We start from the raw sequence: 13,223 nt of genomic DNA, 5'->3' as shown, positions 1-13,223 counted from the left end.
GAGGGCGCGCCTCCAAGACGGTCAGGCGGAAACCTGGACGATCGCGTCGATCTCGACCGCCGCGCCGAGCGGGAGGACGGCGACGCCGACTGCCGAGCGCGCGTGCTTGCCGCTATCGCCGAACAGCGCGACCATGAGTTCGGACGCGCCGTTGGCGACCTTGGCCTGATCGGTGAAGTCGACGGTCGAGTTGACGAACACGCCGAGCTTCACGATCCGCTCGACGCGGCCGAGCGTGCCGAGGGCCGCCTTCATCTGCGCAACGAGCATCAGGCCGCAAAGCTTGGCGGCCTCCTGCGCGTCTTCGAGCGAGACGTCGTCTCCGACGCGGCCCTTGACCAGGGCCCCGTCCTTGAACGGTAGCTGGCCCGAGATGTGGAGCATGCCGTTCGCCAGCACGGTCGGGACATAGGCGGCGACGGGCGCGGCAGCCTGTGGGAGGGTGAGGCCCAGCTCTTCGAGCTTGCGGTCGATACGATCGGTCATGGCGGAGGTATCACCACAGCGGTGGGGGATGGGTCAAGTGGGCCTTGGTACGAACCGCCGTTCGAGCAATCCTCCCCCGCCAGGGGGAGGTGGCTGGCCCTCGCCAGACGGAGGGGGAGGTAAGGGAAACCCGTGTTGCGTGTGCCTCCCCCTCCGTCGCCTGCGGCGCCACCTCCCCCTGGCGGGGGAGGATCGAGGGGATCAGGCGTCCGCCGGCAAACCCGCCTCGAACCGCGCCGCGATCCAGTCCGCGGCCTCGCGCCAGTCGTCGATCCGGGCGTGGGCCTCGGGCGCCTTCGGTACGCTCACTGCGAGCGTCGGCTCCGAGATCATGTGTAACCGGTGCACTCCCGGCGCGTGCTTCGCGACCGACTCGTGATGCACCGCGAGATCGTCGACGAACACCGTGACCGGCGACCCGTATTCCTCGACCAGCCGCGACACCGGCGTCCCCTTGCCGCCCTGGTTGCACTCGACCCGGTGGACGATGCCGAACTTGGCGAGCTGTTCGATCCGCGGCTGGCGGCATTCGTCCTGGAGGTTGGTGAGGATGACGATGTCGGCCACCTGCGCCAACCGCTCGAGCGCCTCGACCGCGTGCGGCACCAGCGTCTGGCGGTGCATCTCGGCGGGGAAGAACTCGCCGAGCATCGCCCACATGTCTGCGACGGACGGCGGCGGGCCACCGTCGCGGCGGGTCATCGCGGTCGAGAAATCGCCGTGCTGGATCTGGAAATCAATGTCGTGGCGCTCGTCGAGCCAGACGCCGAAATGCTTGACCATGTGCAGCAGCACTTCGTCGCAATCGCTGATCAGCAGCGGCCTCATGCTTCGAGCTCCATTCGCGCGCGGACCAGTGCCTCGGGCTTCACGCCGAGCGACTCCGCGCAGGCGATCAGATCGGGCTCGTGGTTTTCGAGGAAGCCGAGCGCAGCCGACAAGACCGTCGGATCGCTTGCCCGCGCGCGGAGGTCGTGCGGCTCCAGGCCGGTCACCGACAACAGCCGCATCGCGCGGTCGGGCTCGACCAGCGTCCATACCAGCGCGCGCAGGGCGAGCGCTTCGGCGTCTTCGTTTGAATCGCGGTCGCGCATTGCCTATCGTGCCTTCTTTCCGGATAAGGTGGATCGGTGGCAAAGAAGGTGCTCGTTGTCGAGGACAACGAACTCAACCTCAAACTATTCTGCGACCTGTTGCGTGCGCATCAGTTCGCCGTCGAACCCGTGCGCGACGGCCGCGAAGCCGTTGCGCGCGCTCGGGAATTCGTGCCCGACCTGATCATCATGGACATCCAGATGCCGCACGTCACCGGCTACGAGATCATCCTCGAACTGAAGGCCGACGAGGCGTTGCGCGCGATCCCGGTGATGGCGGTAACGGCCTATGCCGGGCGCGAGGACGAGGAGCGGATCCGGGCTGCGGGCGCGGATGCGTACGTGTCCAAGCCGATCAGCCTGGCGCGGTTCATGGATGCGGTGAGGACGCTGGTCTGAAGCAGGAAAGCGCCTCGCGCCACGGCCCGGCATGCCACATCGACCCATAGTCCGGTGCCTTACCCTACTCCGTTCGTGCTGAGTAGAGACCGAGTAGCTCCGCCAGGAGCGTATCGAGGGCTCGTATCGAAGCATGCGTTCCGCGCGCCAACCTGTCCTTCGATACGCCATCTCGATACGCCGCCTACGGCGACTACTCGACGGCTACTCAGGACGAACGGGAGCAGGCGGACGAACGCAGGGAAAGGGGCACAAACGCCAAAAGCCGCAGGGGCTGCCCGCGGCTTTTCGAATCGTCGCAATCGGACGACGGTTTGCACCGCCGGCCGGATTACTTGATCTTGGCTTCCTTGAACTCGACATGCTTGCGCACGACGGGATCGTACTTCGAGAAGGAGAGCTTCTCCGTCTTGGTACGGGGGTTCTTCTTGGTGACGTAGAAGAAGCCGGTGTCAGCGGTGCTGAGCAGCTTGATCTTGACGGTGGTCGGCTTGGCCATGAGCCCAAATTCCTATGGCTTGAAAATGCGAAAGCGGCGAACTCATGCCGCCGCTCGATCAGGCTGGGCGCATGGCGGACGCACGACGCGAAGTCAAGCTTTGCCGCACAGAACGACGCCCGACGACGCACTTAACTGCGCCTTTACCCGCCTGGGCGCAACGTCCATGCACAGAAAAGGAGCGGGATCATGGGGCAGGCAGTACGAAACGCAACGGGACACGTGGCAGCGCGAATCGACGATATGATCGCCGTAAAGGCCGATCTCGCCGCCCGGATCGCGGCGATCGACGTCCGCGCGCCTTACGCCCGCCCCTGCGACATCGCCGCCGAAGTCGATGCGATTCGCGTGATCGCGCATACCAACGGCCTCAACCCCGCGGTCACGGTCGCGCATTTCGTCGATTCGGCGCTGTCCCGCGGCGAGCATGGCGCGCTGGTGCATGGCTGGCTCGGCATCCTGCGCGATGCGGTCGGCTGCGAACGCCAAGACGTTCAGGCCTGTCATGCCTTTGCCGCGGCGTGCTCGGTCCGACTGGCCGGATAGCGCATGGATGCATTGATGGCGGCATTGGTCGCCGCCGCCCTGGCGCAGATCGGCGATCGGACCGCCTGGCTGGCCGCGATCTTGGCGGACCGGCTGCGTCGGCCGGGGCTCGTCATCGCCATGGCGGCGCTGGCGATCTTCGCCGCGAGCAGTGTGGCGGCGGCGCTGGGCACGGTGATCGGCCCGAAGCTCGCGCCTAACGCTCAGCAACTGATGCTCGCGCTCGCCTTGCTGTTGCAGGGTGGCGGCGCGTTTTTCCCGGCCAAGGTTCCCGAACGGCTCGACCGATGGAAGATCGGCGCGGTCGCCACCGCGTTCCTGGGGCTGTTCATCCTCGCGTTCGGGGACGGCATCCAGTTCATCGCGCTTGCACTCGCGGCACGCTCTCCGGTTCCAGCGTTCGCGGCGATCGGCGTGACTCTCGGCTCGCTCGTGGTGATCGTTCCCGCCGCGATGATGGGGGAGAGGGCATGGCGCAAATTGCCGCTGAAGACGCTGCGCATCGCGGTCGGCGTGCTGTTCCTGGTTACCGGCATCGTCCTCGCGCTCAGCGCGCTACGCCTGGTCTAGACCGGCGCCTCGGTAGGGTTCGTTACGATACTGGAACCAACTACCCCCCGACCGGTTGACCGAGTCCAACTCACTTTGCGGAGGCCGACATGCTGAAACTCGCGGTTACTTTTCTCGTCATCGGCCTCGTGCTGGCGTTACTCGGCTTCGGCGGCGTTGGCGGCGCCTTTATCGGTATCGCCAAGATCCTGTTCTTCATCGCCATCGCGTTGTTCGTGGTCTTTCTCGTGCTCGGGCTGCTCGCCGGCAAGGGGATCAAGAACGCGATCGACTGACGCCAGAATTTGTAGAGAGCATCAACGACCGTCGTCGGGCACATCCGGCGGCGGTCGTTTCGCGTCTGCATCCCTTCGGCCAGCAAGCGCGTTGAACGGGGATGCACGCTTTCGCCGCCCTGCTCGACTCGCTCACCTACACCCGGTCGCGTAACGCCAAGCTGAAGCTGATCGCGGATTACCTGCGCGCGACGCCCGATCCCGATCGCGGCTGGGCGATGGCGGCGCTGACCGGTGATCTCGATCTCAAGGGCGTGAAGTCGGCGGTGATCCGTGGGTTGATCGAGGAGCGAGTCGACCCGGTGCTGTTCCGGATGAGCCGCGATTATGTCGGTGACACCGCGGAGACGGTCGCGCTGCTCTGGCCCGCGCCCACGGTTCCGGTCGATCCGACGCCGCTATCCATAACCGATGTCGTCGAACGGCTGGCAGCACTGTCGCGTGCCGATGCTCCCGCTGCGCTGGCGGACATGCTCGACCGGTCCGATGCCGAGGAGCGGTTCGCGCTGCTCAAGATGGCGACCGGCGCATTGCGGATCGGTGTGTCGGCACGGTTGGCCAAGACTGCACTGGCGGACGCGTTCGGACTCGATGTCGATGCGGTCGAGGAGGTGTGGCACGGACTCGATGCGCCGTATCCGAGCTTGTTCGCATGGGCGGAAGGGACCGGAGAGCAGCCGACGCCGGCGGACGTCCCCGTATTTCGGCCGTTCATGCTCGCGCACGGACTCGAAGACCTGCGCGTCGATCTCGCCGACTATGCCGCCGAGTGGAAATGGGATGGAATCCGCGTCCAGATCGTCCATGTTGCCGGCGAGACGCGGCTCTACAGCCGGACCGGCGACGACGTGACGGCCAGCTTCCCCGAGATCGCGGCGGCGTTCCGAACGCCGGGGACGGCCGACGGCGAATTGCTGGTGAAGGGTGAGCATCAGGGCGGTACGCTCGAGGATGGCGGCGGCGCGGCGAGCTTCAACGCGCTCCAGCAGAGGCTTGGGCGCAAGACGGTGTCGGCGAAGATGCTGGCGGACTATCCGGCGTTCGTTCGGTTGTACGATTTGTTGATCGACGGCGAGGAGGATTTGCGGACGCTGCCATGGACGGCGCGTCGCGCGCGGCTGGAGGCGTTCGTGCCGCAGCTCGATCCGGAGCGGTTCGACTTGAGCGCGGTGATCGAGGCGGACGACTTCACGGCGCTGGAGGCGATCCGCGCGACCTCGCGCGATGCCGCGATCGAGGGGGTGATGCTCAAGCGCCGGGATTCGTCCTATGTGGGCGGGCGGCGCGCGGGGCTCTGGTACAAATGGAAGCGCGATCCGCTGACCGCCGACTGCGTTATGATGTACGCACAGCGTGGTTCCGGGCGGCGATCGTCCTATTATTCGGACTATACCTTTGGCTGCTGGACCGAGGAGGGCGAATTGCTTCCCGTCGGGAAAGCCTATTCCGGGATCACGGACGAAGAGCTCAAAATGCTCGACAGCTTCGTCCGCAACCATACGCAGAACCGGTTCGGCCCGGTGCGCGAGGTGGAGAAGACACTGGTGCTGGAGATCGCGTTCGATTCGCTGCATGATTCGAAGCGGCATAAATCGGGCGTGGCGATGCGCTTTCCGCGGATCGCGCGGATCCGGACCGACAAGCCCGCGGCGGAGGCGGACCGGATCGAGACGCTCAAGCGGATGATCACCTGATCGGCTGATCCCGCAACGGCATCACGCGGTTGCCGGATCGAATTTCGGCGCTATCGCCGCGGTCTGGCCTCGCCATGAGCATTTGGGAGATCCGCATGAACGTTACGCGCATGAAGACCAGACGTCGGGTCCGTCGCGGCGCGTGGGTGTTCGGGATCATCTCCGCGATCGTCGTGCTGTTCGTCTACCTTGCCGGCTATTTCGACCGCGACCCGGTGCATGTGTATCCGGCGATCGGTGTGCGGGCGTCGGGCGCGCCGCCGATCGCAGTCGTGAACTTCTCGGGTGATATGGGGCTGCGGTTCCTGCTCGGCGCGTCGACCTCGCGCGGGCTGACCGAGCACGGCATCCCGGTGGTCGGGATCACGACGCCAGCGCTGTTCGCGCATCATCGGACGCGACAGGAACTCGATGCGATCATTGCGGACGGCGTGCGTGCGGCGCTGGCGCGGACTGGGGCGAAGCGGGTCGTGGTGATGGGGCAATCGTACGGCGCCGACATCGTTCAGACCGGGCTGGCAAACCTGCCCACCGACCTGCGTACGCGCGTTGCCGCGATCGTGCTGATCCTGCCGGGGGACACGGTGTTCTATCGCGCCGATCCGTCCAGCCTGCTTTACGATCACGGCACGCCCGACAGCATGGGGGCGACGACCGGCACTCGGCTGACCTGGGCGCCGGTGACGTGCATCTACGGGCTGGAGGAGACGGACAGCCTGTGCCCGCTGCTGACGACCACGAACGCGCGGAAGGTCGGGATGCCGGGGGGGCATAATATCCATCACGATGCGGATGGGTTGCTGCGGCATGTGCTGGCGGCGATCCGTGCGGTCGCGCCGGGGGCTGGACGGGGGCTTTAGCGGAACTCGCCATCTACGTAGCGCCCCTCTCCAGAGAGGCTCGCTTTCGTCATCCTGACGAAAGTCAGGATCCAGGGTAAAACAGGCTAGCTCTCGTGGCTCTGGATCCTGACTTTCGTCAGGATGACGACGTTCAGATGACAGCGGTTGGAGACGGCGTTCAGGATGCGGTCGGTGGCCCTGCATGTTCTCCCGCGAAGGCGGGAGTCCAGTCTGGTTTCCCGCCTTCGCGGGAGAACAAGAGGGCAGGTACTGTAGAAGGCGGGGCAGCCGCTTAACGCGGCTCCGCGGCGATCTTTATCTCGAAGAGCGTCGGCCAGTATTTGCCCGTTACGAACAGCCGGTCGGCCTTGGCGTCCCAGGCGATCCCGTTGAGCACCGCCTCGCGGTCGGTCGCAGCCACCTCTGCGACCAGCGGGCGGAGGTCGATCACTGCGCCGACCTTGCCGGTCTTGGGATCGATGCGGACCAGGAAGCCGGTGTGCCAGACGTTGGCGAGCAGCGCGCCGTGGACATATTCGAGTTCGTTGATGTCGCGTAATGGGCGGCCATCGATCGTCACCGCTACGCGCTTGCGTTCTGCCAGCGTCAGCGGATCGCGGACAATGATGTCGGAACTGCCGTCCGACTGGAGCAGCGAGACGCCGTCGCTGGTCAGACCCCAGCCTTCGCCGGTGTAGCGGTTCTGCCCCTTGGGCTTCAGCGTACGGACGTCCCAGCGATGCGCGATGCCGTCGTGCCAGGTGAGGCTGACGAGCTGGTCCTTCCACAGCGCGAGGCCTTCGCCGAACTGCGCAGGGTCGATTCGGGCCTTGGCAAGGATCTTGCCATCCGCGAGCGAGACTCGGCGGACGTCGGATTGCCGCTCCTGCCCCGTACTCTCGTAGAGCGCGCCGTCGTGCCAGAGCAGTCCTTCGGTGAACGCGGTGCGATCGTGAGGGTAGCGGGCGACGATCGTCGCCGACAGCACCGGCACACGAGTTTCGGGCGGGGGCTGCGTTTGCGCGGGCGCTGCGGACGACACCAAAGATGATGAAACGAGAACGGCCGATCCCGCCAAAGCAAGACCGGCCGCAATCATTATCCTACCGAACACGGTACGATCAGCGTTCTGAGTCAGTCAGCTGGATCAGCCGCCTGCGCTCAGGTTTACCGCTGCGTACTTGCCGCGACGATCGACTTCGAGCTCGAACTCGAGCTTGTCGCCCTCGTTCAGCGTCGCCATGCCGGCGCGCTCGACGGCCGAGATGTGGACGAATGCGTCAGGCTGTCCGTCATCGCGCTGGATGAAGCCGAAGCCCTTCATCGCGTTGAAGAACTTGACCGTACCGGTCGCCTTCTCGCCGGTGAGCTGACGCTGTGCGCCACCTGCACCACCGTCACGGTCGCGATCGCCACCACGGGGCGCGCCCGGGCCGGCATCACGGTCACGCGGCGGGCCGCGATCGGTGACGGCCATCGGCTCGCCGTCGATCTTCAGGTCGGTCGCCGAGATACGGCCACCGCGGTCGACGAGCGTGAAGCCGAGCGGCTGACCCTCAGCGAGCGCGACCATACCGGCCTGCTCGACCGCGCTGATGTGGACGAACACGTCCTCGCCGCCGTCATCGCGAACGACGAAGCCGAAGCCCTTCTGCGCGTTGAAGAACTTTACGACGCCCGTGCCTTCGCCGACCACCTGGGGGGGCATGCCGCGACCACCGCCGCCGCCGCCACCGCCCGAGAAGCCGCCGCCACCGCCGCCGCCGCGGTAACCACCGCCGCCACCGCCGCTGCCGCCACCGAAGCTGCTGCCGCCGCCGTAGCTGCTGCCACCGCCGCCACCGTAGCTCGAGCCACCGCCGCCGCCATAGCTGCTGCCGCCGCCGAACCGATCGCCGCCACCGCCAAAGCTGCTGCCGCCGCCGAACTCATTGTCGCCGCCGCCGAAGCTGTCGCGCTTGTCGCGGCCACGCCCGCCACGGTTCCCGCGGCCACCTTTATCGAAACCCATAAGCTCTGTTCGTCTTCCCGGTTCGCCCGCAAATTTCTCAAAACCCTTGTGCCGGACGACGAACGCAGGTTTTCCAGCGCGAAACCTTTTGCGCCTTGAGGACACCCGTAGCGCAAAATACAAGCCGTCGCGAATAGATTCTGATCTTTAGGCGAGCGATTTGGATCGATACTGACGCAAGTGTCGCTTGTAAGCCACGACTCGTCGCACGCGCGGCACGTGGGCCATGTTATCGCCCGATTCGACATCGCTGCCTGTGACTGGGCCATTGAGCGTTCAGTCGCGGACCGCTACGGCCACGGCATGACAGTTCATCTCCACGAAGGCGATATCCCCGCCGATCTGTTCGCGGCCGGTGCCGCGATCGCCGTCGATACCGAAACGATGGGGCTGATCACGCCTCGTGACCGGTTGTGCCTCGTCCAGCTTTCCGATGGCGGGCCCGACGAGCATCTCGTTCGGTTTGCCGCGGGTGCCGGCTATGATGCGCCCAACCTGAAGGCTTTGCTCGCGGATCCGGCGCGGGTGAAACTCTATCATTTCGGGCGATTCGATATCGCCGCGGTCCAGCATTACCTCGGCGTCGTCGCGGCACCGGTGTATTGCACCAAGATCGCCTCGCGCCTGATACGCACCTACACTGATCGCCATGGCCTGAAGGAACTGGTGCGCGAGCTGCTCGGCCAGGATATCTCGAAGCAACAGCAATCGTCGGATTGGGGCAGCCCCGAGCTGTCGGAGGCACAAAAGGATTATGCGGCGTCCGACGTGCGCTTCCTTCACCGGTTGCGCACCGAACTCGACAAGCGGCTGATTCGCGAGGGCCGGATGGAGCTCGCACAGGCGTGCTTCGACTTCCTGCCGACCCGCGCCGCGCTCGATCTCGCCGGCTGGCCCGAAATCGACATTTTCGCGCACGCTTGATGGACGCGCCCTCCGCCACGGGACTGCCGCCCTCCCCCGTCGCCCGCCGCGTGCGTAGCGCGCGGCAGGACTGGGCCGCGCCCGGTGGCAGCCACGACCGCTTCGTCGCGATTGCGCGCGTCGCGCTGCCGACCGCGATCGGCGTGCTGGCGGCCTTGATGGTCATGGCGCCGCTGACCGCGGGGGGCGATGTGTCGTTCCTGCTCGACAAGAACAAGGTCGACGTCGCGCAGGAGCGGATGAAGATCCAATCGGCGCAATATCGCGGCGAGGATGCCAAGGGCCAGGCGTTCACGCTGGATGCCAAGTCTGCGATCCAGAAGAGTTCGGCCGAGCCGATCGTCCAGCTCAATCAGCTCGCCGCACAGATTCAGTTGACCGATGGCCCTGCCAACATCAAGGCGAACACCGGTCGCTACGACATGGACACCGAAAAGGTGCAACTGTTCGGGCCGCTCAACGCCACCGCGGCCGGCGGCTACGACCTGAAGACGACCAACGCGACGATCGACATGAAGGCACGGACGCTCGAAAGCGGGGGTGCTGCGACCGGCACCGTCCAGCAGGGGACGTTCAGCGCGAACAAGCTGCGCGCGAACCTGGAAGAGCGCACCGTGACGCTCGATGGCAATGCCCGCTTGCGGATCGTACCCAGAGGGCCGAAATAGCCGCCATGCGCGCCACATCATCTTTGCTCGGAGCAGCCGGTTTCGGACTGTCCCTCCTGCTGCTTTCGACGACCGCGGTCGCGCAGCAGCCGCACGATTCGAATGCGCCGATCAATTTCAGCGCGGATCATATCGAATTGCAGGACAAGGCGAACCGCGCCGTGCTGTCCGGCAACGTCGCGGTCAAGCAGGCGGAGATGACGCTGAACTCGGCGCGGATGACGGTAGCGTATACGGGCCAGGTGATCGGCGGAAACCCGCAGGTCTCGCGGCTCGACGCGTCGGGCGGCGTGACGGTGAAGCGGCCCGACCAGACCGCCAAGAGCCAATATGCGATCTACGATCTGAACAAGCGCGTGATCACGATGCTGGGCGCCGTGACGCTCAATCAGGGCGGCAACGTCGTCAATGGCGGACGGCTGACGATGAACCTCGATACCGGACGCGCGGTGATCGACGGCTCGTCGGTCGGCGGCAGCAGCGGTGCGACCAACGGTGGCGGCACCGTGACGCAGTCGGGCGGCCGAGTGAGCGGCACCTTCTCGGTTCCCAAGCGCAACTGACGCGCAGGCGTGCCGCGGGGGCTTCCCTCCGGCGGCGCGCTCATGCATGTTTCCTGCCAACCCGCGACTGCGTAAAGCGTTCGGCAATCTATTCTTGCGAGGCCTGATCCCATGGATGCCACCACGCTGCCCCCGATCGAGGTCGTAGAGCCGATCGCCGAGCCGCCCGTCAGCAACGGCTTGCAGGTCGTCTCGATCGCCAAGTCCTATGACAAGCGCGTCGTGCTGACTGACGTGTCGGTGTCGGTCGGCCGCGGTGAGGTCGTCGGGCTGCTCGGGCCCAACGGTGCGGGCAAGACGACCTGCTTCTATTCGGTGATGGGCCTCGTGAAACCCGATTCGGGCCGCATCATGCTCGATGGCGAGGACATCACGAAGCTGCCGATGTACCGGCGTGCGATCCTCGGCCTCGGCTATCTGCCGCAGGAGACGTCGATCTTCCGCGGGCTGACGATCGAGAAAAACATCCTCACCGTGCTGGAGTTGTCGGAGCCCGACAAGGCGGCACGGCAGCGCAAACTCGACACGCTGCTCGAGGAATTTGGTTTAACCCGGCTCCGCGCGGCGCCGGCGATGGCACTGTCAGGCGGCGAGCGGCGACGGGCGGAAATCGCCCGCGCGCTGGCGGCGGATCCGTCGATCATGCTACTCGACGAGCCGTTCGCGGGCATCGATCCGATCTCGATCGCCGACATTCGCGATCTGGTGAAGGATCTGAAGCGCCGCGACATCGGCGTGCTGATCACCGACCACAACGTCCGCGAGACGCTCGAGATCGTCGACCGCGCGTACATCATCTACGATGGCCGCGTGCTGTTCTCGGGCTCACCCGCGGAACTGGTCGCCGACGCCAATGTGCGCCGGCTGTATCTCGGCGAAGGCTTCTCGCTTTAAGCCGATGGACACGCCCCTTTCTCCGTTCGCCCTGAGCGAAGTCGAAGGGCTGCCGCGCGAGCCGGTGCTTCGACTTCGCTCAGCACGAACGGAAGAGGTGTCATGAGCCTCGCCCCTCGCCTGGACATCCGCCAGTCGCAGTCGCTGGTGATGACCCCGCAGCTCCAGCAGGCGATCAAGCTGCTGGCGCTGTCGAACCTGGAGATCGAGGGGTTCATCGCCGAGGAAGTCGAGCGCAATCCGTTGCTCGAAGCCAGCGCCGCCGAGGATAGCGACGCGCCCGACCGCGAGCCCGTCGCCGAAGTCCGCGACGAACGCGTCGCCGCCGACGAGCTTGTGGCGGGCACCGGCGCGGGCGACGAACCAACGCTCGACGTCGACTACGCCACCGAAAGTCATCAGCAGGACAGTGTCGCCGACGGCGGCAGCGGCATGGACGGCGCGCTGTCGATGACCGGCGCGAGCGCGGGCGGTGCGGGCGGCGAGGACGGACCCGATCTCGATGCGTTCGCGGATACCAGCCTCAGCCTGGCGGATCATCTGCTCGCGCAGGCCGGTCCGGCGATTCCCCACGACGACGCATTCATCGCCGCGCATTTGATCGACCAGATCGACGAGGCGGGCTATCTCACCGTATCGCTGCTCGACATCGCCAACCGGCTCGGCGTGCCATTGGTGCGCGTGGAGCGCGTGCTGGCGACGATCCACACGTTCGATCCGACCGGCGTCGGCGCGCGCGATCTGGCCGAATGCCTCGCATTGCAGGCGCGCGAAGCCGATCGCTACGATCCGTGCATGGCGCGGCTGATCGACAATCTCGACCTGCTCGGGCGTGGCGAACTGACACGGCTGAAGCGGATGTGCGACGTCGACGACGAGGACATGGCGGACATGATCCGCGAACTGCGCGGCTATGACCCGAAGCCCGGCTGTCGATACGGCGGCGAGCCGGCGCAGTCGGTGACGCCGGACCTGTTCGTGGCGCGCACCAAGGCGGGTTGGGCGATCGAGATCAATGCCTCCACGTTGCCGCGCGTGCTGGTCAATCGCAGCTATTACACCGAATTGTCGGGCGGGCAGCAGGACAAGGCATCGAAGGCGTGGCTGTCGGATTGCCTCGCCAGCGCGAACTGGCTGGTGAAGGCGCTCGATCAGCGCCAGCGGACGATCATCAAGGTCGCGACCGAGATCGTGAAGCAGCAGGAGGCGTTCTTCCTCAAGGGCGTCGCGCATCTGCGGCCCCTGACGCTGCGCCAGGTGGCGGATGCGATCGAGATGCACGAATCGACCGTCAGCCGCGTGACGAGCAACAAATACGTGTCGTGCGCGCGCGGGCTGTACGAGCTGAAATACTTCTTCACGAGCGCGATCCAGTCCGCGGACGGCGGCGAGGCGGTGTCGGCACAGGCGGTGAAATCCGCGATCAAGGCGCTCATCGATACCGAGGGTGCGAAGATCCTGTCCGACGATACGCTGGTAGAGTTGCTCAACGCCAAGGGCTTCGACATCGCGCGCAGGACGGTGGCGAAATACCGCGAAGCGCTGGGGATCGGGAGTTCGGTGCAGCGGCGGCGTGCGCGGGCGCTCGAGGGCGGCTGATTCACGCAAGCCTGCCCTGAGCTTCGACGAAGGGGCTTTAAGAGTAGAAGATTGGTTCGCGCAGAGGCGCAGAGAGCGCGGAGGGTTGTGGACTGGACCGCCGTCTCGCGTTTGCGAGACCTTCACCGATATGGCCAACTCAAGATAACGACCGCTGAC

At 65.8% G+C, this 13,223-nt stretch carries 17 protein-coding genes; 11 read left to right on the top strand and 6 right to left on the bottom strand.

Annotated elements, in window-relative coordinates; translation table 11 throughout:
- Positions 1 to 21 precede the first annotated feature (21 nt).
- The 3 genes from C8J44_RS14730 to C8J44_RS14720 all read right to left on the bottom strand — a co-directional run bounded on the left by C8J44_RS14730 (position 22) and on the right by C8J44_RS14720 (position 1,580).
- Positions 22 to 486, bottom strand: coding sequence for a RidA family protein (locus C8J44_RS14730; protein WP_121905102.1), 465 nt, complete (start codon positions 484 to 486; stop codon positions 22 to 24).
- 201 nt (positions 487 to 687) lie between these two features.
- Positions 688 to 1,314, bottom strand: coding sequence for an HAD family hydrolase (locus tag C8J44_RS14725; RefSeq protein ID WP_121905101.1), 627 nt, complete (start codon positions 1,312 to 1,314; stop codon positions 688 to 690).
- Positions 1,311 to 1,580 carry a DUF3572 domain-containing protein gene (locus tag C8J44_RS14720; protein WP_056490061.1) on the bottom strand — a complete coding sequence of 90 codons (270 nt, stop codon included), beginning with the start codon at positions 1,578 to 1,580 and terminating at the stop codon, positions 1,311 to 1,313. The genes C8J44_RS14725 and C8J44_RS14720 overlap by 4 nt, the downstream gene beginning before the upstream one ends.
- A 36-nt stretch (positions 1,581 to 1,616) precedes the next feature.
- On the opposite strand from C8J44_RS14720, the gene C8J44_RS14715 reads away from it, so the two are divergent.
- Entirely contained in the window at positions 1,617 to 1,979 is a 363-nt protein-coding gene (locus C8J44_RS14715) for a response regulator (RefSeq protein ID WP_121905100.1), read from the top strand.
- A gap of 331 nt (positions 1,980 to 2,310) precedes the next feature.
- Here the strand turns inward: C8J44_RS14715 and rpmG are convergent, their stop codons facing one another.
- Entirely contained in the window at positions 2,311 to 2,478 is a 168-nt protein-coding gene (gene rpmG, locus C8J44_RS14710; protein WP_055881863.1) for a 50S ribosomal protein L33, read from the bottom strand.
- A 243-nt stretch (positions 2,479 to 2,721) separates the two neighbouring features.
- On the opposite strand from rpmG, the gene C8J44_RS14705 reads away from it, so the two are divergent.
- From C8J44_RS14705 to C8J44_RS14685, 5 genes are all read left to right on the top strand, one after another.
- The gene (locus C8J44_RS14705; protein ID WP_259466881.1) at positions 2,722 to 3,024 is read left to right on the top strand and encodes a hypothetical protein; all 303 of its coding nucleotides are present in this window, start codon (positions 2,722 to 2,724) and stop codon (positions 3,022 to 3,024) included.
- Positions 3,025 to 3,027: 3 nt separating this feature from the next.
- Positions 3,028 to 3,594, top strand: a complete 567-nt coding sequence (locus tag C8J44_RS14700) for a TMEM165/GDT1 family protein (RefSeq protein WP_121905098.1) — start codon at positions 3,028 to 3,030, stop codon at positions 3,592 to 3,594.
- Between the two features lie 89 nt (positions 3,595 to 3,683).
- A complete protein-coding gene (locus C8J44_RS14695; protein WP_056018000.1) occupies positions 3,684 to 3,869 on the top strand; it encodes a DUF1328 domain-containing protein in 186 nt (61 codons plus the stop codon).
- Positions 3,870 to 3,970: 101 nt separating this feature from the next.
- Positions 3,971 to 5,563, top strand: a complete 1,593-nt coding sequence (locus C8J44_RS14690; RefSeq protein ID WP_121905097.1) for a cisplatin damage response ATP-dependent DNA ligase — start codon at positions 3,971 to 3,973, stop codon at positions 5,561 to 5,563.
- 110 nt (positions 5,564 to 5,673) lie between these two features.
- Complete coding sequence (locus C8J44_RS14685) at positions 5,674 to 6,423, top strand: AcvB/VirJ family lysyl-phosphatidylglycerol hydrolase (protein ID WP_121905478.1); 750 nt, start codon at positions 5,674 to 5,676, stop codon at positions 6,421 to 6,423.
- A gap of 274 nt (positions 6,424 to 6,697) precedes the next feature.
- Here the strand turns inward: C8J44_RS14685 and C8J44_RS14680 are convergent, their stop codons facing one another.
- Together C8J44_RS14680 and C8J44_RS18875 are read right to left on the bottom strand one after the other, a co-directional pair.
- Positions 6,698 to 7,504 (bottom strand): glutaminyl-peptide cyclotransferase, encoded by an 807-nt coding sequence (locus C8J44_RS14680; protein ID WP_121905096.1) that lies wholly within the window; start codon positions 7,502 to 7,504, stop codon positions 6,698 to 6,700.
- Between the two features lie 48 nt (positions 7,505 to 7,552).
- A complete protein-coding gene (locus C8J44_RS18875; protein WP_121905095.1) occupies positions 7,553 to 8,416 on the bottom strand; it encodes a cold-shock protein in 864 nt (287 codons plus the stop codon).
- 303 nt (positions 8,417 to 8,719) lie between these two features.
- Between C8J44_RS18875 and C8J44_RS14670 the strand changes: the two genes are divergently transcribed.
- From C8J44_RS14670 to rpoN, 5 genes are all read left to right on the top strand, one after another.
- Positions 8,720 to 9,340 (top strand): ribonuclease D, encoded by a 621-nt coding sequence (locus tag C8J44_RS14670; RefSeq protein WP_056054449.1) that lies wholly within the window; start codon positions 8,720 to 8,722, stop codon positions 9,338 to 9,340.
- Positions 9,340 to 10,008: an LPS export ABC transporter periplasmic protein LptC gene (gene lptC, locus C8J44_RS14665; protein WP_060527571.1), complete on the top strand. Its 669-nt coding sequence runs from the start codon at positions 9,340 to 9,342 to the stop codon at positions 10,006 to 10,008. The genes C8J44_RS14670 and lptC overlap by 1 nt, the downstream gene beginning before the upstream one ends.
- A gap of 5 nt (positions 10,009 to 10,013) precedes the next feature.
- Positions 10,014 to 10,571 (top strand): LptA/OstA family protein, encoded by a 558-nt coding sequence (locus tag C8J44_RS14660; protein ID WP_056054443.1) that lies wholly within the window; start codon positions 10,014 to 10,016, stop codon positions 10,569 to 10,571.
- A gap of 111 nt (positions 10,572 to 10,682) precedes the next feature.
- Positions 10,683 to 11,465, top strand: coding sequence for an LPS export ABC transporter ATP-binding protein (lptB, locus tag C8J44_RS14655; protein ID WP_056054439.1), 783 nt, complete (start codon positions 10,683 to 10,685; stop codon positions 11,463 to 11,465).
- A gap of 102 nt (positions 11,466 to 11,567) precedes the next feature.
- Positions 11,568 to 13,064: an RNA polymerase factor sigma-54 gene (gene rpoN / locus C8J44_RS14650; RefSeq protein ID WP_121905094.1), complete on the top strand. Its 1,497-nt coding sequence runs from the start codon at positions 11,568 to 11,570 to the stop codon at positions 13,062 to 13,064.
- The last annotated feature ends 159 nt before the right edge of the window (positions 13,065 to 13,223 follow it).

Origin of the sequence: Sphingomonas sp. PP-CE-3A-406 (assembly GCF_003688625.1) — a bacterium.
GTDB lineage: Bacteria > Pseudomonadota > Alphaproteobacteria > Sphingomonadales > Sphingomonadaceae > Sphingomonas.
Note: the sequence above shows the minus strand (reverse complement) of the source record. Positions and strands in the feature narration are given on the sequence as shown.

Coding starts and splice junctions, on each gene's coding strand:
- C8J44_RS18875 (WP_121905095.1), bottom strand. CDS start 8,416: ATGGGTTTCGATAAAGGTGGCCGCGGGAACCGTGGCGGGCGTGGCCGC.
- C8J44_RS14690 (WP_121905097.1), top strand. CDS start 3,971: ATGCACGCTTTCGCCGCCCTGCTCGACTCGCTCACCTACACCCGGTCG.
- lptB (WP_056054439.1), top strand. CDS start 10,683: ATGGATGCCACCACGCTGCCCCCGATCGAGGTCGTAGAGCCGATCGCC.
- lptC (WP_060527571.1), top strand. CDS start 9,340: ATGGACGCGCCCTCCGCCACGGGACTGCCGCCCTCCCCCGTCGCCCGC.
- C8J44_RS14695 (WP_056018000.1), top strand. CDS start 3,684: ATGCTGAAACTCGCGGTTACTTTTCTCGTCATCGGCCTCGTGCTGGCG.
- C8J44_RS14705 (WP_259466881.1), top strand. CDS start 2,722: ATGATCGCCGTAAAGGCCGATCTCGCCGCCCGGATCGCGGCGATCGAC.
- C8J44_RS14680 (WP_121905096.1), bottom strand. CDS start 7,504: ATGATTGCGGCCGGTCTTGCTTTGGCGGGATCGGCCGTTCTCGTTTCA.
- rpoN (WP_121905094.1), top strand. CDS start 11,568: ATGAGCCTCGCCCCTCGCCTGGACATCCGCCAGTCGCAGTCGCTGGTG.
- C8J44_RS14725 (WP_121905101.1), bottom strand. CDS start 1,314: ATGAGGCCGCTGCTGATCAGCGATTGCGACGAAGTGCTGCTGCACATG.
- C8J44_RS14685 (WP_121905478.1), top strand. CDS start 5,674: ATGAAGACCAGACGTCGGGTCCGTCGCGGCGCGTGGGTGTTCGGGATC.
- C8J44_RS14720 (WP_056490061.1), bottom strand. CDS start 1,580: ATGCGCGACCGCGATTCAAACGAAGACGCCGAAGCGCTCGCCCTGCGC.
- C8J44_RS14700 (WP_121905098.1), top strand. CDS start 3,028: ATGGATGCATTGATGGCGGCATTGGTCGCCGCCGCCCTGGCGCAGATC.
- C8J44_RS14730 (WP_121905102.1), bottom strand. CDS start 486: ATGACCGATCGTATCGACCGCAAGCTCGAAGAGCTGGGCCTCACCCTC.
- rpmG (WP_055881863.1), bottom strand. CDS start 2,478: ATGGCCAAGCCGACCACCGTCAAGATCAAGCTGCTCAGCACCGCTGAC.
- C8J44_RS14670 (WP_056054449.1), top strand. CDS start 8,720: ATGACAGTTCATCTCCACGAAGGCGATATCCCCGCCGATCTGTTCGCG.
- C8J44_RS14660 (WP_056054443.1), top strand. CDS start 10,014: ATGCGCGCCACATCATCTTTGCTCGGAGCAGCCGGTTTCGGACTGTCC.